Below are 25221 nucleotides of genomic sequence, written 5' to 3' on the forward strand. Positions count from 1 at the left end.
AAAGCTATTGGTATAGAGCTGGGGAAGTCTGTTTTTCATCTAATCAATATAGTGTCTACTGAAATCGGGATATCAACACAGATTAAGTGCTTTTAGAAAAATGCTAATGTTTAGGCACTAACATTTTTCGATGAGATTCATTAAAGCAGTTACGACTCAAGCAGTTAGATGGGTCTTAAACTTATGATGATTTTCTATTCAGCACAACTAACTTTCTCAATATTCGGCATCACCCAACTATTGTCATACCATGCGTCAGTAGGACCATAGATTCTAAAATAAGGAAAAAATCCTTCATTAGAATTAGTTTGAATTGAGTTCTCATTATTCTCGATGTCTGGCCCCCAGAAAATACTATAAGACCCATCTTCATTCTGTTTCAAACCTTCTTGGTAGCTGTTAATTCCCCATGAAAAGTGATCGTTTTGAATCATTGAGCGTTCAGGCGCGTTGTATGTGACCAACGACCAGAAGTTACTGTATGGAACCTCTGCTGGTATGTTCAGTTGATAACATTGTGAGCCATTCAAATAGTTTCCCTCGTTATCCACATAAGCCGCGACGTATACCGCCCCAGTCCCCTTAGGCGGTCTAGTCATTGCTGCTGCAGTAAAGGTCGCTTGATGAGCCCAAACTACCTGAGCGATGGGGTCAACAATATCAAAATTGCGATGCGTCCAGTTTTCATCGGCAGTTGTATTAGGTAGAACCCATTGACTCTGCCCTCGATCCCATTTGAAGGCGTTGTCCTCTCTGTTGGCAAAAGTTAATGTAAGTACGCGCTCCCATGCTAAGTCCTTTGCCTCTTTAAGCAACTCAGCTTCCACTGAATTGTCAAAGAAGCCCGCATGATGAAGGTGTGCGGTATTGTAACTGTGCTTCTCAGCATCATGGCCATTTAACAAATAATACTGCTTAATCAACGCTGGAATATCCTGTTTGTGGAAGAGCATGTCTTGATATCCACCATCATCGTATACCGGAGCAGAAGTATTGTAGAAGGTCGTTTTAGGAGGCGCATTCAAATTGGTGAGAGAATAAGTCTTAATGCCATTTGTTAATTCATTGACGGCTCCTTGCATTCCCTCATTCCCTTGAAATGCTCTAATTAACCAGACTATGGTGTTGGTTGGAGAAGGTGCGTGAATCATGCCTTCGGGGAGCTCTCCTTCCCACCCTGGTGCGGTCAGTAAGTAGGTGCCTCCTTTGCCTCGATCAGGACCTGTCAACCCAAAATCTGCAAATGATGTCCATCCGGGACCGTTTGCCATTCCCATCACACCGGGTGGGACTTCTAACACTACAGCTCCTCCTTGTACTTCTAGATTCACTGGGTGTACGGCATAAACGGTTTCGGAGTTTGCGGTGAGTACTACTTGTCTAGGATCTACGGATGTTTCCATAATGCCAATATTTTGTTCTGTTGAACCGAGCATCGAAGTAGGAGTGGTATAGAGACATAAAAGCCGCTTCAGGTTGTAAATCGACAAAGGCTCTTGTTAGATTCTCGAGGTCCATTTGTTGATAGACGGCTTCACTATCAAGATGCGGATAACCTGATGGAACTTCTACGGCGGCACTATTAAAAGCGACAGTCGCTAAGGCTATAGAAATCATTGATTTTTTCATAATACAAAGCTCACTTATGGAGTTGATTAAGTACAGCGCAATAAAATCACTAAAGTTATGGAACCTAAGGATGGAATTATTGAGCTTACTCTAGAAGAGAAAAATAGACATTCCATAGTCAGCATTTCTGCAAAAATATGATGAACACTTTCCATGTCATCGACTGGCTTCAATGTTAGTACTTTTTTAAATAAAGGCGAAATAACAATTTTTACATTGAATAATAACCTAGTGGAATATCTATTAATAGTCGACTGATAGAATGTATTTAATGGTAGTTATAGAGATAACTTAAGGTAATAATTAAAAGTACCTATTCTCATTTCTTGATGTGTTGGTCTTGACATAATATTTCTCACAACGCAAAGACAAATAGGTACAAGTCTTTGTCGTTAATTATTATACGGTTCAGTTGGAAACTGCCTTACATACTCACCAAGGAGGGAGTAGATAAAATAAGAGTTATTATGAAATCAATCAATTCTATGAAAGTAGCAACCATCGCATCAATTCTATCTGTCGCATTTAATACTGCTGTTGCCGAAGAGTATCAAGACATGTCAGATCCCCTAGCGGTCTATTCACAAGCAGGAATAGGTGCAACGAATAAAGGTCTCAATTTCAAATTTGGTCAAGCCTACGATACCAATAATGATTCAACAATGGCAATGCATGTTCTTGAAGCAAAGGGCTTTGCAGCTGATACCTTGGGTTTAAAAGGAAACGATAGCTTCGACTCTCTTCGGTATCGCCACTTTAATGTCAATATGCAAAATGGTATTGGTTCGCAAGTGGATATTAATTGGGATTTCAATCAAAAGCTGGGTTCAGCTTCCTATTCAATGATTCAAGCACTTCCAGCTATGGGAGCGATACAGTTATACCCTTTAGCTGGTATTGGAATGAACGTTGCCGATGTTGATTCAGCGCTATTGGTCGGCGAGGATGAAGCTGTCGGGTCAATAGGATATGCTATCCCATCAAGCTTTGGCTTGCTTGGTTTCTATTCAAAGATAGAGGTTAATGAGCATATTTGGTTAAACTATAATCCAATGTACACCACACAATTGGGTGGAGTAGAGTCTTTTAGCGATTTATATGGTTGGCAACATGAGGTAGCAGCAAGTTATCAAATAAACACTCAAAGTAATATCAGGGCTTTTTGGAACTTTGGCGAAGTAATAAAAGGCACTGATTTTAGGGTGGAATATAATTATCAATTCTAAAAAATAAAAAAAACAGCTATAAATTAAGCTAAGGATGGCGGTGAAATTGTTAAAGATTATTATATGTCGGAAAGTTAAATATGTTGTCTAGAAAAACACTGGTCATTTTCATATTGCCAATCATAACGTTAAATGTTTGGGCCTATGGGATGATAGACGAGGAAAAAAACCAAGAGGATCCCACTAAGATAGTTACGCGAGTTGGAGCAGGGTATAACGGAGATTTGACGCTCAATGGGTCGTTGGGGCTTGATGAGTCGAGAATGGTAAGTGGTAATATTAATTCAGACGGAAGTGAATGGCGTATTGGTGGCTCTTGGTTATTTAGCAAGGGGATCGTCAACTTCAACTTCAAGAAAAATCAGTATGATAGTGGCGGAGACAGTACCAGTTATAACTTGGGAACATTTGTGCCTCTTAGTGCTTTTGGTGTAAGCCCAGCAGGCTGGCAACTTTTTCCAGCCTTTGGCTATAACTACACAGAAGGACGTACTGTGATTTCTACTGGTCATTCATATCAAGATACACCGTTAATGATGCCAATAAAAAGTCATGGAGGGTATGTAGGGATGCTCGCGCTAAAGCCTATGAGAAACGGACTAACACTAATGTTGGGTGGTGGAGGGAGTGCAGGTAGTAATAATACCAATAATGCTTATCTTGGTGGCGGAGTGAGTTACCGAATCGATAGTCATCAGTCGGTCAACGGTCTTGCGGCGGTCAGCAATAGCTCTCAATTTGGTTCTAAAGATACTTATTCAATTAACTATCGATACGAATTCAATTAGTTATTAAAAAGGTTTGCTCGCGAGATAAAAGGAGTGCATTGGAAAATGTACGCCTTTTATCCATTCTCACTACCCACGATGAGATATTGTGCAATACATTTAACTTCATGATAACCTGAATTAATGGTCATGAAGCATGGATTGCCGATGAAAGAGTCAGAGATGTTAAAACTCGACTTTAATTCTCTAAAGTTACTTAAAATACTAGGAGAAGAAAAGAATACTAAACGAGCTGGTGAGAGACTTTTTATCAGCCAGCCTGCGGTAAGTAAGTCTCTACGAAAACTTAGAGAGCAGTTTAATGACCAGCTTTTTTTAAGGAAAAAGCATGGATTAGAGCCGACACCAAAATGTGAGGATTTACTTCGACAATTGCCCGATGTTTTATCGAGGTTAGAAGCCATATTTGAACAGGGCAGCAGTTTCAAACCAGAAGAGTATTCAGGTGAGATCAGTATTCACATTAATACTGTCCTCTGTTACCCATTAATGGGGTCTTTATTTCATGCCCTCACTCAAGCGGCACCCAAGGCAACGGTCAACATTCAAAATTGGTCTCACGATACTGAACTAAAAATTAAAACCAGCCAAGTGGATTTGGGGATTAATTTTATGCCAATAGCTATCACCAAAGAGATCGTTCAACAACATGTTGCCGCGACTAATTTCATGCTTTGTTGTTCAATACATAATCCAATAAGTAGCAAAGGAAGTATTACACCAGAAGATGTTGGAAGTATGCCATTAGCGTTGATGTTAATGCCTGATTACCACAAAGGGGAAACGTTCGCAGAGACCTATTTGAGAGCGCGGGGCATTGAGCCAAGAGTTATGCTGCGATCAGATAAAATCGATCTTTGCTATCAGGCTGTGAGCGAACACCATTGCCTTTTCCCAGTGAGTCACATTGTTAGACATTCTATCCCCGACAATATGACGTTACTTGATATCAAGCATTTTGAAGATGGGCCAGATTTCTCTATTGGAGGCTTTTATGCTCACCGCTCTAGGCACTCATCATATATAACTTGGTTAAAAGAACTTGTTTTTAAGAAGGTAAAAGACTTAGGTTGATCTTGTATGCTTAGATTAATGCCTCGCACTTAACTTTGCCGAGCTTTTTGTAGCACACTAAGGTTGGAAAAATCGTAGCGAGAACAGGGTTCACTTATCCTTACCCGTTTTCAACGGTATGCTTTACACCAAGGTAGATGAAAGGCTAAGCCCTTATAACGCTATGCTGTTTTAAGCTTCTTAATAGTTATTATCGACTAGGTCATTTGTACGATACTCGGAAGAATCTGTGATTTGACAGGCTAACGCCTCATACAACTGAGTTAAATAAAGCGTTAAAATACCGCCAGTGTTAAACAATAAAAACTAATCAATACGACAAAGAATCCGATTAGTACCTAAGGTACTGGTCTGGTTTAATGCGCGCATAAATGTTGTTCATTTTTTTATTTGTTTATTTCAAGGTGTATACATGTTCGCGATTGATGATCTAGTAGTAGCAACGAAAGGTGTGGATTTGGGTCAAATGGTAGTTGTTGGCACAAGCGCTGGCGGTCACTACGTTCACGTTAAAGTGGATGGCGCGACGCTGACTTACCCAGCACGTGACCTTCAAAAAGCATAATTATTAGCGTATTTGATTTTAAAAGGCAGCCTTCAGGCTGCCTTTTTCATTTTGGGGCAAAGAAAGGCGTTTTTGTTATGACTATTGGGCATCTTACGCTAAGTTGAGTGACTGGGTGTGGCGACATGACCTAGATTGATCTTCATTGAGTGAAATGGATAAGTAGGATGATTAAATTTGAGTAACGATCGAAACCCAATAAAAAAAGCGACGCGAATTGAGAGCGTGATGAACTCAGCTTTGTGGCATCTTGGCCGCCAAGACATGACGCAAAGCGAGTTGCTGAGCAAGTTGCGAGTCAAAACAGACAATGAAGAATGGATCGCAGACACAATGGCCAAGCTGCAAGACTTTGGCTATTTAAAGTCAGATAAAGACTTTGCACTGCAATTTACCGAGCGTGCATTTATGGGGGAATATGGTTCTGGTTATATTATTAAAAAATTGAAGCTCAAAGGGTTAACAGACGCGCTTATTTTGGAATGCATCGATAGGGTAAAAGCAGAGAAAGCCATTGATGAACAAATCATTTTGAATGATAGGGTAAACCACTACTATCAAGAGCTTACAATGAGTAAAGAGAAATTGTTCTCTACTCTACAAAACCGTGGCTTTAGCTTTTCCCAAGTAAAAGAAGCCGTTAACCAACACGCCGATGTGGGTCAACTTCAGTCTAAGCTGGAGATTAAGGCTCAAAAAGCCGACATAGAGAAAGAGGTTTTAAAGCTGGCACGTAAAGGGAAAGGGCTGATTGTGATCCGCCAAGAGCTAAGGCAAAGAAAGATTGATATTTCTGATTTGGAGGCGGTCGTCAATCGTTTGACTGAGTCGGAACAGGTCGATTTCTTTCAGCAATGCTTAGAGCAGCTAGAGAAGAAAGCGTATGATCTTACGAATCGAAAAGAACGCAGCAAAGCCTATGGAATGTTGAGTCGTAAGGGATACTCCTCGGAAGAGATTCAATTTGCTTTAAGTGAAGCAGAACAGTAATTCAATGGTCGAACAATGTTTGGCTTTGCGTTTTAAGACACATTTCTGCGCGCTGATAACTTCTATACTCATAAGTAATTAGACGGAAGAGGGAATGCCGATGCTCAATGAAAATCATGCTTTTATTTTGGATTTTCCAGAACTTAAACTCGATATTGTTCAACTTAACCACGATGACCCGACATTTAAAGCCGACCTTCAACAGTACCATCAGCTTGATTATGATATCCGCCAGCTAGAGATTTCCGGCAGTCCTATTGACGATGAGAATATGCATATTCTTAAAGTGAAGCGGATGGAGCTAAAAGACCAACTTTATCTACAGCTAACAGAGCACCATAAGCACACCAGTCCGCAATAAGATCACTGGCTATTATAGGCGTAATTAGCGATGCCAACTCTGAACTCCATCATGACAGAGTTGGCAATGGTTTGTGTTGCACATAAAGACAAGTCGCCATGAATAGCAAAGAGAAGAATTATGAGCGGCGCTCTTTTTGGTACGCAATGACCATGATGACAATCGCGATAACACCACACCCCATTAACACTATCCCTAAGTGCTGAATATACCCTGCTACCGCAAGCCCAACGCCAATCATTAAGTAATAACTGAGGCCAAATAACGCGCCAGCGCTGCCCGCTTGTGCTTTATAGTCGACTAACGCAATGCTCAGTATGTTTGGGATGGCGATTCCAAAGGCCATTACAACCATCATCATGGGAATAATCATCATTGGAATAAGGAAGTAAATAGACGTTAGCGTGTAACTGACGCCAAGCCCTCCAGTCATCAGTAGTATTGCTGATAGCCCTAATAGGCGGGTTTGAACGCTAGTGTTTGATAACGATGGACTGGCAAGCAAGCGTGATGACAGTAAATAACGATTGAGAGTGCTTCCTAACAGTGTCCCAATACCTAAGGCAACGCCACTATAGCCAAACTCGTCAGCCGTTAACCCTAGGTCTGAAAAGGCAAATCCTCCCAATTGGTAGTAGGAAAATAGGGCAATGTTGTAGACCGAGACCAATATCGCTGATTGCCATACTTTGACGTCGGTTAACATTTTCTTTGCTAAAGCCGTTAGCTCAAGAGGGCGCTTTTCGTGTTGAGTCTCGGGCAGTTTCACCGCGTTAAATAGCAATAACAGCATAGCTATGACTAACAAAGTAAAGAACACCGCTTGATGTCCTCCCAGATGCGCTAACTGCCCTCCTAGTAGCATGCCAACGACCGGGCTAATAGCAATACCCATCCCCATAAGGCTGAATACCTTACTTAGCTCTTCACCACTGTAGGCATCTCTAAGCATGGTTTGCGTGACCACGGAGCCTACTGCAATACCAAAGGCGCTAAGTGATCGCGCCAACATTATGGTGGCAAAGTTGTCTGCCAATAAAGCGATCGCGCAGGCTCCTGCATAAATAATTAATCCACAAAGCATTGCAGGTCGTCTGCCGTATTTATCGGCGAACACGCCCCAAGCCACAACGCCAATAGCAAAAGCGATAAAGTAGATGGATAAAGTTTGGGCGACTTGTGCATCGGTCACAAAAAAATGTTGTGCGATGGAGCCTAGAACGGGGCTATAAATCGTCTCCACTATCTGCGGAAACATCAGCATCGTCACCATGAGTCCCAGTGAAGGTTTGGTTTTCATTGTGTTTTCTCGTATTGATTTAACTTGGCGAGAAGTATAAATAGGACTACTCTATTCCCATTAACAATATTAATACCAATAACATCAAAATAAGGACATATGGCATTTATTTCCGAGAGTACAGCCTTTGATGCCGATAGTATCCGGGTGCCTATTGTTGGTATTGCTGCAGACGTCGGCCAGCATGATTCTGGCCTACATCAGCACAATAAAGGACAGTTATTGTATGCCCCGCAGGGCTGCATGAGTTTCGAACTTGAAGGTTCGTTGTGCATTCTGCCGCCCACCAAAGCGGTTTGGATTCCGCCTTATACACGGCATCGAGCATTTATGACCAATGTGGTGGCTTATCGTTCGGTGTATTTTGAACCGAGCGAGTTCACCCTACCAAAGACGATCACCACAATAGAAGTGAATGAAGTGATGAAAGCGCTGATCAATAAAATGGCGCTGTGGCCTTGGGATCTGCCTGCTGTAAAAATGAATGCAACGGCAACGTTATTTTGGGAAGAATTCCATCAAGCCAAGCGGCACGCCTTTTATCTGCCTCTTCCCAAGCACAAGAGGTTGCAAGGCTTTAATCAGCAACTCTCATCCGGCGCGTATTTAGCACCCAGCCTTACCACGTTAGCGACACAAGTCGGCGCAAGTACTAAAACCGTGACGCGCATTTTTAAAGATGAAACGGGCATGCCATACCAAGATTGGCGTCAGCAGTGGCGATTACTTAAAGCGATTGAGTGGTTATGCGAAGGAGGGCAAGTTGGGGATGTTGCTCACAGGTTGGCTTTCTCATCTGACAGCGCATTTATTGCTTTTTTTAAACAGCATACAGGGGAGACGCCGTTAAGTTTTACCAAGCAGCGCGAGCTTTAATGCGAAATAGGCTTTTACAGCAAGCACAAAAAAGGCCGCCAATGGCGACCTTTCATTTATTCGTTTTAGCATTCACCGAAATGAATACTCATTGCGGCTAGTTAGATAGCAACAACGTTGTTCGCTTGTAGGCCTTTTTGACCTTGCTCAACTTCGAAAGACACTTTTTGGCCTTCGTTAAGTGTTTTGAAACCTTCAGATGCGATAGCACGGAAATGTACGAATACATCATCGCCACCGTTATCTTGAGTTAGAAAACCGAAACCTTTAGTTTCGTTGAACCATTTTACTGTACCAGTTGTTGTGTTAGACATGTGATGCCCCTTATTCATTTGATTTAAGAAAAGTTCAATATTAACAATCTATTGTAGCTTGCTAATTGGTTGAATTATATCATGTTACGCTTAAATAAAAGGGAAACGCCTAACTACAAAACCAAGGTTTAGTAGTGGAAGTTTTACTTGTACTCGATGCTGCATTTAATAACTCTCTGAACAACTGAGCGATATAGTATAGATTGTTTGTTTTTTGTACAGCTTTTTTTTGACTTTTATTTAAATTGCAGTGGTGACAAGATGTTATCGTTTCTATCCTAAAGCCCCATCCCCTTATTATGTTGTAAAAGACGATAGACCTTGCCAAATCATGCTCAATTCTTTTGGAAAGAAAACCCGAGAACAGGGTTGAAAATGAAACTAGACGACTGGTCTATTTTTATGTATGGTAACGACATGAATACAAAAAACAACGATACACGTCAGCATATTTTGGATGTCGGTTACCAGTTAGTGGTAACGAAGGGCTTCACCAGTGTTGGCTTGTCTGAACTATTGAAAAGCGCTGATGTGCCTAAGGGCTCATTTTATCATTACTTCAAATCCAAAGAGCAATTTGGCGAAGCGTTGATTGAAGATTACTTTTACCACTATCTTGAGCGGATCAACGCTATCTTAGTTCGTGGAGAAGGCTCTGGTCTAGAGCGAGTATTAACATACTTTAGTCGCTGGTTAAGCGTGGAAAATGGCAGTTGTAATGCACATAAATGCTTGGTCGTTAAGCTCAGTGCTGAAGTTTCAGATCTGTCTACGCCAATGCGAGAGGCCTTGTTATCAGGGGCCAACAGTGTGGTCGCTGCAATTGCTAACTGCTTGCAAAGTGGGATTGAAGATGGCTCGATTAATGTGACCGATAGCAAAAATACGGCGCAAGTTATTTATCAGCTTTGGCTTGGTGCAAGCCTAATGAGCAAACTTACTCAAGATCAACTAGGGTTAGAACAAGCCTTTACAACAACAAAGCAGCTTCTAGCTAAATAAAAAATAGACCCGCCAGATTACTTGTTGTAGATGTGTTTCTAGCAGCAAGTAGAGGGCGGGATTTTTAGAAACAAACACTAGACGACTGGTCTAATTATATTGATGGATCAGTGTTACTACGACAAAAGGAAAACCCAATGACCCAAGCTACCAATCGCCGTATCGTGCTGGCATCTCGTCCTGTTGGTGCGCCAACTCAAGCGGATTTTCGTATTGAAAACGCTGATGTACCCGCTATTGGCGACAATGAAATGTTGCTACGTAGTATTTATTTGTCTCTGGACCCTTATATGCGTGGTCGCATGAGCGACGCGAAATCGTACGCTGATCCTGTTGAGCTTGATGACGTGATGGTTGGGGCAACAGTATGCCAAGTTGAGCAGTCAAATAATTCAGACTTTCCAGTGGGTGAGTGGGTACTTGCTTATACCTGGTTGGCAAGATTACGGAGTATCTAATGGAGAAGGTCTCATTAAGCTAGGACAACATCCAACGCATCCTTCGTTTGCACTAGGCATCATGGGTATGCCGGGTTTTACTGCTTACATGGGCCTGCTTGATATTGGCGCACCGAAGGCGGGGGAAACCTTGGTTGTTGCCGCGGCGACGGGGCCTGTTGGCGCAACGGTTGGACAAATCGGTAAGTTAAAAGGGTGTCGTGTTGTTGGTGTGGCTGGTGGTGAAGAAAAATGCCGTTATGCAAAAGACGTCCTTGGCTTTGATGAGTGTATCGACCATAAAGCTGAGGATTTTGCTGAACAACTGGCGGCGGCGTGTGATAAAGGCATCGATGTTTATTTTGAAAACGTTGGCGGTAAAGTGTTTGATGCGGTATTGCCGCTATTGAATACCGCAGCACGTGTCCCGCTGTGTGGTTTAGTGTCTCAATACAACGCTACCTCACTGCCAGAGGGCCCAGATCGCATGTCAGCATTGATGGGTGCACTGCTCGTGAAACGCATTAAAATGCAGGGCTTTATTATTTTTGATGACTACGCGCATCGTTACAATGAATTCGCTCAAGATATGACGGCGTGGCTGGCAGAAGGGAAGATGCAATATCGTGAGCACCTTGTCGATGGACTAGAGCAAGCGCCAGAAGCTTTTATGGGGCTACTTGAAGGTAAAAACTTTGGTAAGTTAGTTATTCAGGTTAACCAGCCTAAATAACGCCGATATCAGACGCCTCGTATCAGGACTCACTAGTGCGAGGCGTGAATGAATACGACCGTTACACACGGCGAAACAGACAAAGGGACATTTATGATTACGCTACATCATTTAAATAAATCACGTTCTAAACGCATTATTTGGTTACTTGAAGAATTGGGAGTGGATTACCAGGTTACGCCATATCAAAGAGACAGCGTGACATTTTTGGCACCACCTGAGCTCAAAAGTATTCATCCATTGGGTAAGTCTCCGGTACTGGAAGACGATGGGTTGATTGTCACCGAATCAGGCGCGATTACGGAATATTTAATTGATAAGTATGGTCAGGGAGCATTGGCCCCAAAGCGTGGTACGCGTGAATATACCGAGTATTCACAATGGCTGCATTTTGCCGAAAGTTCCGCCATGCTGCCGTTACTCTTAAAGCTGTTTGTGACGAAAGATGGCTGTAAAACGAATTTCTTAGCTGACTATGCAGACACAGAAACGTTGAAGGTGTTGAGCTATTTTGATCAAAGCTTAGCTGGCAAAACGTACTTGGTTGGCGAGCGCTTAACTGGCGCTGATATTATGATGTCTTTTATTATTGAAAACTTGGTCAATAACGGTTCAATTGTGCACTTCACCAACCTAGAGCGTTACGCCAAGTTACTTGCTACTCATGATGCGTTCAATAAGGCCGATCAGGTAGAAGACAGCTATTCATCATAGCGCAGTTTGTTATCACTTAATGAGTAACAGCTTACGTTATTCATGGTTTGTCCCTACACCAGTTTGTGCTGGTGTAGGGTTCGTTTTTTCCGCTTTACATATACTTATCAAAGAAGCTAACGACGGCGTTTTCGGCTTCTTCCCCATCTGGGCAATGGCCTGAATTTCCAAAATACGCCACTTCCCCCTTTGTGGATAGCCCAGCGGTGTATTCCATCTCTTTCGGTGGGTTAACCATGTCATCTTTAGTATTGATTGCGAGCACAGGCACGTCGGTTTCATTGGTTTTGAAGCCTTTTGTCTTCAGTGCTAACGGGATGGTCCATTTACCGTACGAGTCGAGATCGCTGACGTCTTCAACCCCGATGCGATAACCGTAAGACATGGAAGACATGAGCGGTGCATGATGGAAAACTTGAGTATCGGTAAGTACGTCTGTTACCACAGCGCAACGTGCAACCCCCGCTTTTAGTTCTGGAGTATTTAAGATGAATGTCATTAATGACACTCCTCCGCCAGATGAACTGAGTGCGCCGACATTGTTGCCATTGAGTCGCTGATCAGATTTAACATAGGCAAGTGCGGCTTGATGAGCCTGATCTTCTTTTCCTATCTCAACGGTGATGTTGTTATTCAACCCCCCACCGGGAATATCGAATGTCACCACTGCAAAGCCTTGGTTTAATAGCCCTTCAATCGCTGCTCTGTGCTCCGTTAGAATTTTGTCCACCCCTCCGGTATACAAGACTACCGCTGGCTTCGATACACCCTTTGGGCGATGTAATAAACCCGTGATCGAGAGCCCGTTGGCTAAAGGCATCGTAATGCGTTCAACATCGATAGTCTGACTCAATGATTCTGCTTGTAAATACAGATCGACGGAACGCTCAATCGCGACATGTTCGTGCTGTGTCATATGGTTGGGGTACGAGGCAATTAGATACATCATAGAAGCCTGACGATAGGAATCATAATCGTTGGCTGAGGCCGCGTAGTCATTCGCTACTTTGGTAAATTCATAGGTCCAGTGACCGGGTTCATTATTATTAATGAAGTCACGGAGCGTATGACCCGAATTGATTTTACTGAGTGTATTTCGAATATCTTGTTCTGGTACTATTTCTGTCCAGTTTTCCATTCTCAACTCACGAAACCATTGTGATTGGTCAGCTTCTAGGGCTTGCTCACCACGGAATTTTTCGTGAGCATCGATATTGGCGGCTAATGAGCCAAAAGAGACGAGCCCAAGTAATACGTTTAACGAAATTAGTTTTATGTTCATGCGGTACTCTTTATTGGGTAGGGTAGAGAAACTGAGTGCCGCTAGAGTAATATTAGCGATGTCGAAAAAATGTGAACCTCTCGGTGAGGTACAGCACGCTTTAATTATTGTGATAATAATCCCTGTAATCCCTCATGACATTAGCTTTACGCTTTCCCTCAAAATTAATGGTAATATTTTTGGCTAAGCGTTGCCTTTGTGACTAGGCAGCCTCTCATACACGACGTGATAAAAAGGAAAGTGACGTGCAATCGAGCTTTATTGATGGAACCACGCTGTATCGCCAGCATACTTTTACCCTGCCTTTGAATTATCAAGATGAGGGCAGTGAGCGGATTCAAGTATTTGCTCGTGAACTTGTTGATTTGGGTAAAGACGGTCAAGATCTTCCTTGGTTGGTTTATTTTCAAGGCGGACCGGGCTTTCCTTCTCCGCGCGCAAGTGGAGAGTCGGGATGGTTGAAACGTGCGCTACAAGAATACCGAGTGTTACTGCTCGATCAACGTGGCACTGGAAATAGCTCGGTCATAAATCAAGAGTCATTAGCGCACCTCAGCGCAGAGCAGCAAGCTCACTACTTGTCGCATTTTCGCGCCGACAATATTGTCCGAGATGCGGAAGCGATACGTGAGCGATTAGGTATAAAACAATGGGCGACATTAGGGCAAAGTTTTGGCGGATTTTGTACGTTAACGTATTTATCGCTGTTTCCACAAAGCTTACTGCGCTGTTATGTGACTGGAGGGATACCTTCAATTTCACGTCATGCTGACGATGTGTACCAAGCCACTTATCAACGAGTAACAGACAAGAATGCGGCGTTTTTTGCTCAGTTTCCTCAGGCTCAAGCTATGTGTTGCGAGATTGCTCAGTATTTGCTTGAAAATAACGTAACACTGCCAAATGGCCAACCATTTACCGTTGAACAGTTTCAATTGATTGGTATTAATCTTGGTCGAGGTGGTGCGAATATGCCACTGTATTTAACGCTCGAGAGCGCCTTTATACAAGTAAACGGACAGAAGCAGCTGAGCTATAGCTTTTTGAATCAGATGCAACAAGAGCAAGCGTACCTTACGAACCCCATTTATGCGATTCTGCATGAGTCAATCTACTGCCAAGGGTCGGCGTCTAATTGGTCTGCTCATCGAGTCCGTGACCAGTACGCGACATTTAATTATCAACCAGGACAAGCATTTAAGTTTACTGGCGAAATGGTCTATCCATGGATGTTTGATCAGCTAGAAACCTTAAAGCCACTGCGTGAAGCTGCCCACCTACTGGCCAAAAAAGAAGATTGGTGCGAGCTCTATAACGCTGAAATACTGAGCCAGAACACCGTCCCCGTCGCTTGTGCGGTTTACGCCGATGATATGTATGTAGAGCTTGATTACAGCCGAGAAACGTTGGCTGCGCTGCCATTATCGAAAGCTTGGATCACTAATGAGTATGAGCATAATGGTATTGGGGTAGATGGTGAACGTATTTTGGACAGTTTAGTGACGATGGCGAATGCGCTGGATAACCTTCCCCAGTGATCGCCTTATCAATCTAAGTGCTATAGACAAGTTCTATGACAAGATAGATTAATGCAAAACGCCGCTTTACGCGGCGTTTTGCATTCTGTCATTTTGATAATCTAAACCGCCCGCGAAGTGCTTCGCAGTAAAGATAAAGTTAGTTGCCGTTAAAGCTAACAGCCGTTAAAGCTACTTACCGTAACCTACCGCTAAAGTCTCTCATACCGCAATGTCATTGTCATAGCGTGCATTGCCTAGGGTGAAAACAGATATTTCTAATGTTTTCGAAATATATATTGACATGGTTCGCTGTAGATCTATAATTCCGGAATATTCGAAATGAAGAGTTAAAAAAATGATGAGTCCTACATTTATAGATATGGGAAAAGAAGCACTGGGCATGTTTGCTTTTCTCGCGACAGAATTAGTCATCTTGTTTCTAGTCATCAGCTATGTTGTTGGCATTATTCAAGATTTCATGACGCCTGAGAAAGTGCAGTCGATATTAAGCTCTAAGCAAGGTAAAGGTTATGTCATCGCGGCGTTGTTGGGTTCTATCACGCCATTTTGCTCGTGTTCAACGATTCCTTTTCTTAAAGGGCTATTAAGGGCGAGAGCCGGGTTTGGTCCAATGATGGTGTTCTTGTTTGCGAGTCCGCTTCTGAACCCAATTATTATTGGTTTATTTGTTGTGACATTTGGTTGGGAAGTCGCGCTGTTTTACTTCGCTATCGCAATGAGTGTGTCCGTAACCGCAGGATATGTTTTAGAGAAGCTTGGTTTTGAGAAATACGTTAAGCCGGAAGCATACGATTCTTCCAATAAAGCGGCATCATGTTGTGTTTCTGAACCTAAGAAGGAAGAAACCGCGTCATGCTGTACATCTGAACCTGTCGCAGCATCACCATCTTGCTGTGGAAGCGAAGCCCAAACAAGCGTTATAGAAGAGTCTTCTTGTTGTAGTACAGACAAAACCAACGTCACGGCGGTTAAAGATCCAAGTCGTTGGGCGCGTATTTGGACCACGACATGGGCTGACTTTATTCAAGTTCTTCCATACCTATTAATTGGTGTGGCTATCGGTTCGTTTATTTATGGATTTATTCCAACCGATCTTATCGTAGAGTATGCTGGTGATAATGTTTGGTATGCCATCCCGATTGCCGCGATAATTGGTATTCCACTGTATATCCGAGCGGAAGCGGTCATTCCATTAAGTATGGCGCTGGTGAAGAAAGGGATGGCGCTTGGATCGGTAATGGCTTTGATTATTGGTAGTGCGGGCGCAAGTCTTACAGAGGTTATTTTGCTCAAAGCGATTTTTCGTAATCAAATGATCGCTGCCTTCTTAGTCGTGATACTAACAATGGCGATTGGCGCTGGATTCTTATATAGCTTCATCTTTGGTTAAGGTGACATAAACACCGCCCAGAAGGGAATCTTCTGGGCGGTGTTGTTGAATTTTGGTTGCCTTAGCCTTAGCCTTATCCATACGACACCGTTGTTTAAGGAATGACCTTATGTCGTATAAAATCGTTAGATAGCTTATTCAAATGAGTCCATCGCCTAAAGCGAACGGTGCAGGAACAAATCTAAGCACGACGGAATGTGGTTAGAAACCTGAGTACCGAATCAATGACGTGACGTTATTCGGCGGTCTCAATGTTTATTGAGATAGTATTTTTTCAGAAAACGCGCATAATCTCGCTATACAACACTTAAAGAAGAAACTACCTATGACTGATTTTCAATATTACTTTCATCAACTGCCTTGTTTTAACTGTAAAAAAACCATTGTAAGTACTGACCTTGGTTGGTTAACGGCTTCGATGAAAGACGATGTTATAGCGCAAATTGCATCGATTATTGCGCAAGACAGCATTGAGCCAGATCTTTCGGTGAATGTGACGTGCACCAAAGACGAAGCGCGTGAATACTTATTATTGAACTTTTTTGGTTATTCAGCGGAAGAACTCGTCAATCAAGTTGAAGCGGAAGACGAAAAAGAAGTTGCAGATGAAATCGCAGAGCTAATGGAAGAAGGTAACGATGTTGTTATTTTTGAACATGAGATTGCGTTGCAAAGTTGTACCGATTGCGACACGGATGAAGTGTCAGACTAAGTGTTCTCGTTTAGCTAGATGGGTGCTGCCATCAATAATATGATGTTTTAAGCGTTAGCGACGTAGAAGTCGCTAACGCTTTTTTCATTTTTGTCGGCGTTAATCTTTCATATTCAAAATAAGTAGCGCTGCAAAGGCAAGAAATGCTGTCATCATTAGGAACACGTCATTGTAAGCCATGATCGCCGCATCGCGCTGCATTGTTGCTAATAGAGTTGCTTGAGCTTGATGCATGGCTGTGGCTGCATCACTGCCAGACTGCATAAAAAAGGCTTGCTGCTGGTGCAGGGTTTGCCACCCTAGCTGGCTCACGCTTGTTAGAGACTCTTTAATATGCCCTAAATGTTCACGGGTTTTGTTATCTAACAGAGTGGCGATGATGGCAATACTAAATGCTCCCCCCAGGTTGCGCATCACATTGGTTAACGTGGAGGCATCGGGGGTATCCATTTTGCTGATGTTTTTCATCGCGACCAAAGACAGCGGTACCATGATAAATGGGCTACCAATAGCGCGAAGCAGCATTGAAAAAATTAATTGGTGGCCGCCAAAATCAACGGTCATGTGCGTATTGACGTAACAGCTAAAGCCAAACATGGCAAAACCAAACGTCACCAAGTATTTCGGTTTAATTATCTGCGTGAGCTTGGGTACCAACGGAAAGATCAGCAATTGTGGGAAGCCCATCCACATGAGTACCTCACCAATCTCCATCGCGTTATATTGCTGAATTTGTGTTAAGTACATCGGTAATACATAGATTGATCCAAGCAGTGCCATCCCCAAAATCAAATACGCCAAGCAAGACATAGCAAACTGACCGTCTTTCAGTAGCCTTAGGTTGACCAGTGGTTTTTTGTGTTGCAGCTCATTGATGACAAAATAAACCAAGCTGACGGTAGAAATAATACTTAAACCAATAATGAAGCTGGAGCTAAACCATTCTTCGCGATTGCCTTCTTCTAACACCACTTCTAAACAACCTAAGCCTAGCGCCATCGTAGCAATCCCGAACCAGTCGGCTTTTTTAAGCGAGCCTAGGTCGAGTTTTTCATCGTCTAGCCCGTAACGAATCATCGATATCACGAGTAGCGCGGGCGGAATATTGATGTAAAAGATGTAGTGCCACGACAAATTTTCCGTTAGCCAGCCACCAAAGGTTGGCCCAATGGAAGGGGCGAAGGTGGCGGTGACGCCAAACAGTGCCATACCCACGGCTCGTTTGTTTAACGGCAGTAGCTGAATGACGAGCGAGAAGGCCAGTGGAATTAACGCACCGCCACTAAAGCCTTGCATGGCACGAAATACAATCATTGAGGTCATGTTCCATGAAAATGAGCAGAGCAATGACGACAAGGTAAATATAGTGGTGGTCCACGTCAGGTATCGGCGTTTGCCTAGTGCTTTTGACAGCCAGCCACTGAGAGGGATCGCGATCATTTCAGCGACTAAGTAGGATGTTGATATCCAAGAGCTTTCGTCCAGTGTTGCGGAGAGCGCGCCTTGAATGTCTTTGAGTGACGAGTTGGTGATTTGGATATCTAAAATAGCCATGAAAGCGCCAATTAACCCGCCAAATAAGGCGATCCAATGGCGGGTCGAAACGTCGCTCGTTTGGTTGTCGCTTTGGGTGGTAGAGGTGATGGTCGCGGTAGTGCTCATTGGTTAGCCTCTCGTGTCAATCGTAGCGACAACAGACAACCCTGGTAACAAACGGTCTTGTAATTGTTGTTGATTGGTGATGATGATTTTCACCGGAACACGTTGCACGATCTTGGTAAAGTTCCCGGTTGCGTTTTCTGGCGGAAGTAGCGCAAATTTAGCGCCCGTTGCTGGGGAAAAGCTGTCGACTACCCCTTTAAGAGGCTGACCTGGAAACGCATCGAGTTCAACTTCAACACTTTGACCTTTATGAATGCCGTTGAGTTGCGTTTCTTTAAAGTTAGCTTCTATCCAAACGTTGTTGTTCGGCACTAAGCTCATGAGTGGAGCACCAGATTGCACAAGCAAGCCTTCTCGTACGCTGCGTTTACCAATAATGCCATCGTTTGGTGCGTATACTTTGGTGTAATCAAGGTTGAGTTGCGCCTGCTCTACTTGTGCTTGCGCTTCGGTGACAGAGGCTTTTGCCTGAGCGATTTCACTGGCGATGACGGTCATTTGGTCATTGCTGGCCACAACGTTGGATTTCGCTTCTTCTAGGACGGCAAGGGCGACTTTTTGTTGTGCTAGCATGCTGTCTACTTCATCCTGTGAGGCGTAATTTCGCTGATGAAGGCTACGAGAACGAGCCGACTGCTGCAGAGCGCGGTCGTATTCGGCTTGTGCAGAATCAACTCGACTCTCTGCTTGAGAAATTTGACTGCGCTGTAGCGTTTGCTGAGCAATAAGGTTGTGCACGCTAGATTGGACGACGGACAAATGCGCGTTGGCTTGATCGAGTGTCGCCTGATAATCGCGATCATCGATTTGCACCAGCAGATCGCCTTTTTTCACTAATTGGTTGTCGGTGACGTAGGACTTCACTATGTAGCCCGAAACCTTAGGGCTAATGTTGGTAATATCGCCTTGTAGGTAGGCGTTATCCGTTGATTCAAAGTACTGACCGTAACCAAACCAATAGACACTTCCCAGCAAACCCAATGACAGCATCACTGCAGTGGCAATTAGCGGTGCTTTATTGCGTTTTTTCTTAGCGGTAATTGGTGAAGTAGAGGTGTTATCGGTCATAGTGTACTCATCGTGTCAGGCATTAGGTGTAACGAATTGTAAATGATTCCCATTAATTGATAAGATGGGAAAAAGAGAAACACTGTTGCAATATTCTTACTAATTGATGGTGTGGAGAAGTTCTATGGATTTAAATGCGGTGAGTGTTTTTACTCAAGTTGTTGATTGTGGAAGCTTTACTCATGCAGCTGAAGTTTTGAATATGACAAAATCAACAGTAAGTAGAAAATTGGCTGAACTAGAAGAGCATCTAGGCGTGAGATTGATCACGCGATCGACGCGAAGTTTGGTGCTGACTCCGGAAGGCGAGCAATTTTATCAATCGAGTATTCAGATGTTGGAGATCATGAATCAAGCCGAGATCCAGGTATCAGCGAGCCAAGACTTAGTGCGTGGAAAGTTGAATGTAGTGTTACCTGTAGAGCTAGGTCACCAGGTACTTGCGTCGGATATTCACGGTTTTTTAAAGGCTTACCCTCATGTCACCATGCATTTGGAACTGACGAACCGTGAGGTTGATGTCATTGGAGAAGGGGTTGACCTTTATGCTCAAATCGGTGAGTTGGTTGACTCGAGTTTAGTGTCTCGCTACTTAACGACATCGTCGCGTGTGCTGGTGGCGAGTTCTCGATATTTGGCGCAATTTGGTCATGTTGACACCCATCATGATTTGACGTCATCGCATAAAATGATTGAAGTCTTTAACAAAGCGGCGCGCTTACCCAAATGGCATTTACAATTGACCGATGGTGAATCGGTACAAATCGATCTGCCTTACCAATTGAGAGTCAATACGATCAGCGCCTGTTTGACGGCTTGCATTGACGGTTTAGGGATTGCGGTATTACCTGAATTTATTTGCCGCGAGCATATTCAAGCCGGGCGCCTCATTCGTTTACTGCCCGACTATAACATGCCAGAGGTGTCGGTGAGCCTTGTCTATGCTGAGAGAAAACTGATGCCTAAGCGAAAAAAGGTATTTATCGATTACTTGCTAGCGGCTTTCCAGCAACGCGGAGAGTGAAAGAGTGGTTAACAAAGCGAACAGAATCAGTTGTAGATTCATACAGATAATTGATATTTGAGGTTCTTTTAAAAGCGGAATGTGCGCTATAATTCGTCGACAGAAGTGCTAATGTCTATAGGCATCTAGTTTTTGTAGCCATCTAGCGCTAGGTAGCTAATGATTAAAGGATTAAAAAGTGAAACTTTACAAACTCAGCTTACCGCTAACCCTGTTAATAATGAGTGCACCTTCTAGCGCTTATAGTTTTCAGTTTAATGCGGGCGTGGATACTAATAAATCTTTTGCTGCTCGAGTATTGAGGGTTTGGTTTACGACAACTACGTGCTTGGTGCGCAGATTAATTTAAGCACGACTGATAATTACGAAACGGGCCCTTACAATGAAGGGGTGATCAGCAATGGAACATACACTAAAAAGCGCTCCAGCCAACTGGGTACCCTTTATGTAGGCTATCAATTTTCTGACACCATGTTGGAAGGGTTATCACTTAAACTGGGTGTGACGCAGATGGTTTTAGACATGAGTGCTGACGCGTATGGGACGGTAGGTTCTGAGACCGTAGGCGCGGAAATTTATCAACTGACGGAACGCAAATATCTGCCGTTTTTAGGTTTTGGGTATCCCATTAACGAGCGTCTTGTTTTTAATGTTCATGCAAGTTTTGTCGGCATCGAGACGGTCAACATTGACGGCGAGCAAGAGCCTACTGGTCTTGATGCGACTACGGTTAGCTTCTTACTAGGATTCAGATTTTAGCCGCTAAACCCAGTCGGATTGATTGGGTTTCACTTCCTCCCCATTTTGTATACCTATGCTTATCTGCATGCATTACGGCGTATTTTTCTTCATCCGCATTAGGTAATAGTTTACGTGATCTTAATCTAGATTAAGTTTCGTTGAGGCTGTTGCCGCTATGATCGCCCCTAGAAAATAATCGCGAGCCTTTAACCTCGTACATGAAAGGACAAAAAGATCGGCCACCTATGTGAATGGCAGTTCTTTTTGTCCTTTTTGTTCTCTTTAGTACTAAAAGAGAGGAAGGGCGTATGATCGAACGTGAGAGAAAAAATGAGCACCTTATTTACAGAAACCCGCCTTGGCAATATGACGCTGAAAAATCGCTTTATCCGCAGTGCAACATGGGAAAATATGGCAACGGAAAGCGGTCATATGACCGACAAGCTATACGCCATCTATGAAGAGTTAGCACAAGGTGAAGTAGGGCTTATTGTTACCGGTTATGCCAATATTGTTGAAGAAGAAAAACCCAATGCAGGAATGATGGGTATCTACAATGATTCCTTTATTGATGAGTACAAAAAGCTCACGGAAGGTGTTCATTCCCACGGCTCAAAAATTGTGATGCAATTGGCTTATGGGGGCACAAAGACGACCTACAATGTTGGCGAACGCGTCATTTTCGCACCGAGTGATGTACCTGAAATGGGAACGAAAACTCCGGGCATCGCGATGACAAAATCAGATATTGACTATATCGTTCAAGCGTTTGCTAAAGCCGCTTTGAGGGCGAAACAATCTGGTTTTGATGGGATTGAAATTCATGCTGCGCACACATACCTGATTAATCAATTTCTTAGCCCATATTACAACCAGCGAGACGATGAATATGGTGGCAGTTTAGATAATCGTATGCGATTTCTGCTAGAAATTTATCAACAAACAAGACAACGGGTTGGAGACGCTTTCCCGATACTTGTAAAGCTAACGGCTTCGGAGTTTTTTGCTGGTGGTTTAACCTTTAATGACACACGTAAAATCTGTCAAGCACTAGAGCAAGTTGGTGTGGATGGCATTATTATTTCAGGCAATGTTCACGGTAAAGCCGACACCATGATTGGGCAATCTTATGATGGCTACACCATTCAAGAAGAAGGGTATTTTCATGAATATGGTGACGTAATTAGTCAAGAAGTGAGTGTGCCTGTCATAACGGTAGGTGGCTTAAAGGAGTTCAACGCAATTGATGCGATCGCGACCAAGACCAATATTCAATATTTTGCGCTATCTAGGCCGCTTCTTTCTGAACCGCACCTGATTAAACGTTGGCAAACCGACGATCGCTCACCAGTTGAATGTGAGCGTTGTTCGAAGTGTCGCACAAAACGTGGTAATTTTTGTGTAGTGAACAAGGACAGAAAAGCGCAACTGGCCGCGTTATAACCCTCCATTCCCTTATCAAGCTATGATGTGTCCATCTGTTGATGTGCCTATTCGCGTACATGCCTATCTGCGAATGCGATACCGCATGGTCATGTCATAGCGTCGTTATTTTCCTCAATGTTCACTGCCTTTCGCAAACCTTCTCAAATACTGCTTCTCGCCACCCCAAAATTGTGTTGATTGTGGCTGATTTTTTAGCGTGAGTTCCAGCGCGTTTAATGGTTTTTTATTCCACATAAATAGACGAGAAACTGGCATTCATTTCCGGGTGAGTTTTTAAGCTATTTACCGCCTTTTTGTTTATCTTTATGCGAAACGTATAGAAGTGAATGATTAAAAAAGATTAGAGCTCTAATCACATGCGAATGATTTTTTGTGCATATATATATTTCCTTTATGCGTTATCGCTCACATTTCTTGGGTTTTTTGGCGCCTAACTTTGATTTGGCTCTCTAATTATGAACTAATAAAGGCGAATTTTTACTTAGAGTACAAAGGAAATGTATCAGCGCATGATTACATCAGCACCTTGGGTGATGTATCCCGAAACGAGTGAAAAACCAAGTAAAGAATGGACGTTTTTAGAACCGACTGGCGATGATGGAAATGACATTTTTGACCTTATTGCCGTCTGCCCTCCCCTCGATATGAACTCCTCATACTGCAACTTTTTGCAATCTACGCACTTTAGCCGAACTTGTGTTATCGCGCGCTACGGTGATGACATTGCAGGTTTTATTTCTGCTTATCGCAAGCCGGACGATCCCGAGACACTATTTGTTTGGCAAGTAGCGGTTTCTCCGAATTATCGAGGTAAGGGGCTTGCTTTTAACATGCTTAGCCATTTGCTCAATCGAGACATACTTCGATCTGTCGTAGCGGTAGAAACCACGATCACCAAACAAAATAGCGCGTCATGGGCATTGTTTAAAAAACTTGATTCGCAACAGGGCCAACAAGGTGAAGTCAGTACATTTCTAGACGAACAAATTCATTTTAAGGGGGAGCACGATACCGAATTCTTGTATCGAATCCCGCTAAAAAACACTCAAAAAATAGGAAATTAAACGGTCTATCATGGATATTTTTAACAAGCAAGAATCGAAAGTACGATCTTACTCAAACAGTTTTCCAGTTATGTTCACCAAAGCAAAAGGGTGCTGGCTTGAAACTGACAAAGGAGAGCGTTATCTAGACTTTCTTGCTGGTGCAGGATCACTGAATTATGGCCACAACAATCCGGTATTTAAACAAGCCTTGCTGGAATACATTGAGAAAGACGGTATTACTCACGGCCTCGATATGCACTCTGACGCAAAAGCGGAATTTTTAACGGCGCTTCAGCGCTATATTTTAGCGCCTAGAGGGTTGGACTATAAGGTTCAATTTACCGGTCCAACGGGCACAAATGCCGTAGAAGCCGCGCTGAAACTGGCGCGTAAAGTAACCGGGCGCAGCTCGATTGTGGCATTTACCAACGGTTTTCACGGTTGTACTGCTGGTGCGTTAGCCGCAACGGGTAACCAACATCACCGTCAGGGTGCAGGGATGAGCCTAAACAATGTGACGCGTATTCCTTTTGAAGGTTATGCCGATATTGATGGCCTTAAGCTATTTGAAACCATGTTGAATGATAACTCGGCTGGAATGGACAAGCCTGCCGCTGTGCTAATGGAAACGGTACAAGGCGAGGGTGGCTTGAACGTCGCGTCTAACACGTGGCTACAGCGTTTAAGCAAAATCTGCAAACAGAATGACATTTTATTGATTATTGACGACATTCAAGCCGGTTGTGGTCGCACAGGGACGTTCTTTAGTTTTGAACCTGCGGGTATTAAACCGGACATGGTGACGCTATCCAAATCTATTGGTGGTTATGGACTACCAATGGCGGTGGTATTACTGAGCCCTGAGCTGGATATTTGGAAGCCGGGTGAACACAACGGTACTTTCCGCGGTAACAATCATGCATTTGTGACAGCAACAAAAGCGCTTGAGACCTATTGGTCAAATAATCAACTTGAAACTCATATCGCCCGCTGTTCTGAAGCGGTCTCTGACGTTATTCAGCGCAATATTCAACGTCATCCAGAAGTGTTTGTTCAACAAAAAGGGCGTGGAATGATGATAGGTGTTGAGTGCCATAATGGTGAATTATCGAATGACATCGCCAAAGCGTGCTTTGAAAACGGTATGGTCATCGAAACGGCGGGTCCAAATGATGAGGTGGTGAAGTTCTTTTGCCCACTGACGATCACTCAGGCTGAATTAAATCAAGGTCTGTCTATTTTTGAAAATGCGGTGGAATCCGTTGTCGCGAAACGCTTTAAAAAAGCATCTTAATCAAGG

General features: G+C 43.3%; 24 protein-coding genes and 1 pseudogene. 18 read left to right on the plus strand and 7 right to left on the minus strand.

Translation table 11 applies throughout. The features are described 5' to 3' along the window. Positions 1–194: 194 nt before the first annotated feature. Both AC0L66_RS20085 and AC0L66_RS20090 read right to left on the minus strand, forming a co-directional pair. Positions 195–1403 (minus strand): DUF1214 domain-containing protein, encoded by a 1209-nt coding sequence (locus AC0L66_RS20085; protein WP_473570600.1) that lies wholly within the window; start codon positions 1401–1403, stop codon positions 195–197. Continuing rightward, positions 1381–1617 carry a hypothetical protein gene (locus AC0L66_RS20090; RefSeq protein WP_473570602.1) on the minus strand — a complete coding sequence of 79 codons (237 nt, stop codon included), beginning with the start codon at positions 1615–1617 and terminating at the stop codon, positions 1381–1383. Before AC0L66_RS20090 ends, AC0L66_RS20085 begins: the two co-directional genes overlap by 23 nt. A 479-nt stretch (positions 1618–2096) precedes the next feature. Between AC0L66_RS20090 and AC0L66_RS20095 the strand changes: the two genes are divergently transcribed. From AC0L66_RS20095 to AC0L66_RS20120, 6 genes are all read left to right on the plus strand, one after another. Further along, entirely contained in the window at positions 2097–2855 is a 759-nt protein-coding gene (locus tag AC0L66_RS20095; RefSeq protein WP_473570604.1) for a hypothetical protein, read from the plus strand. A gap of 80 nt (positions 2856–2935) precedes the next feature. Beyond that, a complete protein-coding gene (locus AC0L66_RS20100; protein ID WP_473570606.1) occupies positions 2936–3643 on the plus strand; it encodes a hypothetical protein in 708 nt (235 codons plus the stop codon). A gap of 147 nt (positions 3644–3790) precedes the next feature. Continuing rightward, entirely contained in the window at positions 3791–4717 is a 927-nt protein-coding gene (locus AC0L66_RS20105; protein ID WP_473570608.1) for a LysR family transcriptional regulator, read from the plus strand. A gap of 412 nt (positions 4718–5129) precedes the next feature. Next, a complete protein-coding gene (locus AC0L66_RS20110; RefSeq protein WP_250617636.1) occupies positions 5130–5282 on the plus strand; it encodes a hypothetical protein in 153 nt (50 codons plus the stop codon). A 228-nt stretch (positions 5283–5510) separates the two neighbouring features. Continuing rightward, entirely contained in the window at positions 5511–6272 is a 762-nt protein-coding gene (locus tag AC0L66_RS20115; RefSeq protein WP_473570927.1) for a regulatory protein RecX, read from the plus strand. A gap of 100 nt (positions 6273–6372) precedes the next feature. After that, on the plus strand, positions 6373–6633 hold the full coding sequence (locus AC0L66_RS20120; RefSeq protein WP_265675767.1) for an HP1242/YdcH family protein: 261 nt from the start codon (positions 6373–6375) through the stop codon (positions 6631–6633). Between the two features lie 118 nt (positions 6634–6751). Here the strand turns inward: AC0L66_RS20120 and AC0L66_RS20125 are convergent, their stop codons facing one another. Beyond that, positions 6752–7933: a multidrug effflux MFS transporter gene (locus AC0L66_RS20125; RefSeq protein ID WP_473570609.1), complete on the minus strand. Its 1182-nt coding sequence runs from the start codon at positions 7931–7933 to the stop codon at positions 6752–6754. 99 nt (positions 7934–8032) lie between these two features. Here AC0L66_RS20125 and AC0L66_RS20130 point away from each other — a divergent pair, with 99 nt between their 5' ends. Next, complete coding sequence (locus tag AC0L66_RS20130) at positions 8033–8809, plus strand: AraC family transcriptional regulator (protein WP_473570611.1); 777 nt, start codon at positions 8033–8035, stop codon at positions 8807–8809. A gap of 101 nt (positions 8810–8910) precedes the next feature. Here the strand turns inward: AC0L66_RS20130 and cspE are convergent, their stop codons facing one another. Continuing rightward, complete coding sequence (cspE, locus tag AC0L66_RS20135; RefSeq protein WP_102468934.1) at positions 8911–9123, minus strand: transcription antiterminator/RNA stability regulator CspE; 213 nt, start codon at positions 9121–9123, stop codon at positions 8911–8913. A gap of 417 nt (positions 9124–9540) precedes the next feature. On the opposite strand from cspE, the gene AC0L66_RS20140 reads away from it, so the two are divergent. The 3 genes and pseudogenes from AC0L66_RS20140 to AC0L66_RS20150 all read left to right on the plus strand — a co-directional run bounded on the left by AC0L66_RS20140 (position 9541) and on the right by AC0L66_RS20150 (position 12009). Next, on the plus strand, positions 9541–10125 hold the full coding sequence (locus AC0L66_RS20140) for a TetR/AcrR family transcriptional regulator (RefSeq protein ID WP_265675743.1): 585 nt from the start codon (positions 9541–9543) through the stop codon (positions 10123–10125). A 137-nt stretch (positions 10126–10262) separates the two neighbouring features. Next, a pseudogene (locus AC0L66_RS20145) lies at positions 10263–11295 on the plus strand (NADP-dependent oxidoreductase). 93 nt (positions 11296–11388) lie between these two features. Further along, positions 11389–12009 carry a glutathione S-transferase family protein gene (locus AC0L66_RS20150; RefSeq protein WP_265675768.1) on the plus strand — a complete coding sequence of 207 codons (621 nt, stop codon included), beginning with the start codon at positions 11389–11391 and terminating at the stop codon, positions 12007–12009. 94 nt (positions 12010–12103) lie between these two features. On the opposite strand, the gene AC0L66_RS20155 is transcribed toward AC0L66_RS20150, so the two are convergent. Further along, the gene (locus tag AC0L66_RS20155) at positions 12104–13291 is read right to left on the minus strand and encodes an alpha/beta hydrolase (RefSeq protein ID WP_473570613.1); all 1188 of its coding nucleotides are present in this window, start codon (positions 13289–13291) and stop codon (positions 12104–12106) included. 245 nt (positions 13292–13536) lie between these two features. Here AC0L66_RS20155 and AC0L66_RS20160 point away from each other — a divergent pair, with 245 nt between their 5' ends. The 3 genes from AC0L66_RS20160 (at position 13537) to AC0L66_RS20170 (ending at position 16934) form a co-directional block, all read left to right on the plus strand. Then, positions 13537–14829 (plus strand): alpha/beta fold hydrolase, encoded by a 1293-nt coding sequence (locus AC0L66_RS20160; protein ID WP_265675746.1) that lies wholly within the window; start codon positions 13537–13539, stop codon positions 14827–14829. A 340-nt stretch (positions 14830–15169) separates the two neighbouring features. Then, entirely contained in the window at positions 15170–16222 is a 1053-nt protein-coding gene (locus tag AC0L66_RS20165) for a permease (RefSeq protein WP_265675769.1), read from the plus strand. Positions 16223–16547: 325 nt separating this feature from the next. Beyond that, positions 16548–16934, plus strand: coding sequence for a hypothetical protein (locus AC0L66_RS20170; RefSeq protein ID WP_473570615.1), 387 nt, complete (start codon positions 16548–16550; stop codon positions 16932–16934). A gap of 99 nt (positions 16935–17033) precedes the next feature. On the opposite strand, the gene AC0L66_RS20175 is transcribed toward AC0L66_RS20170, so the two are convergent. Together AC0L66_RS20175 and AC0L66_RS20180 are read right to left on the minus strand one after the other, a co-directional pair. Then, a complete protein-coding gene (locus tag AC0L66_RS20175) occupies positions 17034–18596 on the minus strand; it encodes a DHA2 family efflux MFS transporter permease subunit (protein ID WP_265675748.1) in 1563 nt (520 codons plus the stop codon). 3 nt (positions 18597–18599) lie between these two features. Next, positions 18600–19664, minus strand: a complete 1065-nt coding sequence (locus AC0L66_RS20180) for an HlyD family secretion protein (protein ID WP_473570616.1) — start codon at positions 19662–19664, stop codon at positions 18600–18602. Between the two features lie 124 nt (positions 19665–19788). On the opposite strand from AC0L66_RS20180, the gene AC0L66_RS20185 reads away from it, so the two are divergent. From AC0L66_RS20185 to ectB, 5 genes are all read left to right on the plus strand, one after another. After that, complete coding sequence (locus AC0L66_RS20185; RefSeq protein ID WP_473570617.1) at positions 19789–20688, plus strand: LysR family transcriptional regulator; 900 nt, start codon at positions 19789–19791, stop codon at positions 20686–20688. A gap of 324 nt (positions 20689–21012) precedes the next feature. Then, positions 21013–21447 carry a hypothetical protein gene (locus AC0L66_RS20190; RefSeq protein ID WP_473570619.1) on the plus strand — a complete coding sequence of 145 codons (435 nt, stop codon included), beginning with the start codon at positions 21013–21015 and terminating at the stop codon, positions 21445–21447. A 312-nt stretch (positions 21448–21759) separates the two neighbouring features. Then, a complete protein-coding gene (locus AC0L66_RS20195) occupies positions 21760–22872 on the plus strand; it encodes an NADH:flavin oxidoreductase (RefSeq protein ID WP_473570620.1) in 1113 nt (370 codons plus the stop codon). Between the two features lie 512 nt (positions 22873–23384). Next, positions 23385–23939 (plus strand): diaminobutyrate acetyltransferase, encoded by a 555-nt coding sequence (gene ectA / locus AC0L66_RS20200; RefSeq protein ID WP_473570622.1) that lies wholly within the window; start codon positions 23385–23387, stop codon positions 23937–23939. Positions 23940–23949: 10 nt separating this feature from the next. After that, the gene (gene ectB, locus AC0L66_RS20205; protein WP_473570624.1) at positions 23950–25215 is read left to right on the plus strand and encodes a diaminobutyrate--2-oxoglutarate transaminase; all 1266 of its coding nucleotides are present in this window, start codon (positions 23950–23952) and stop codon (positions 25213–25215) included. Positions 25216–25221 lie beyond the last annotated feature (6 nt).

The sequence above is a fragment of the Vibrio sp. GJ43-1 genome (genome assembly GCF_055808835.1).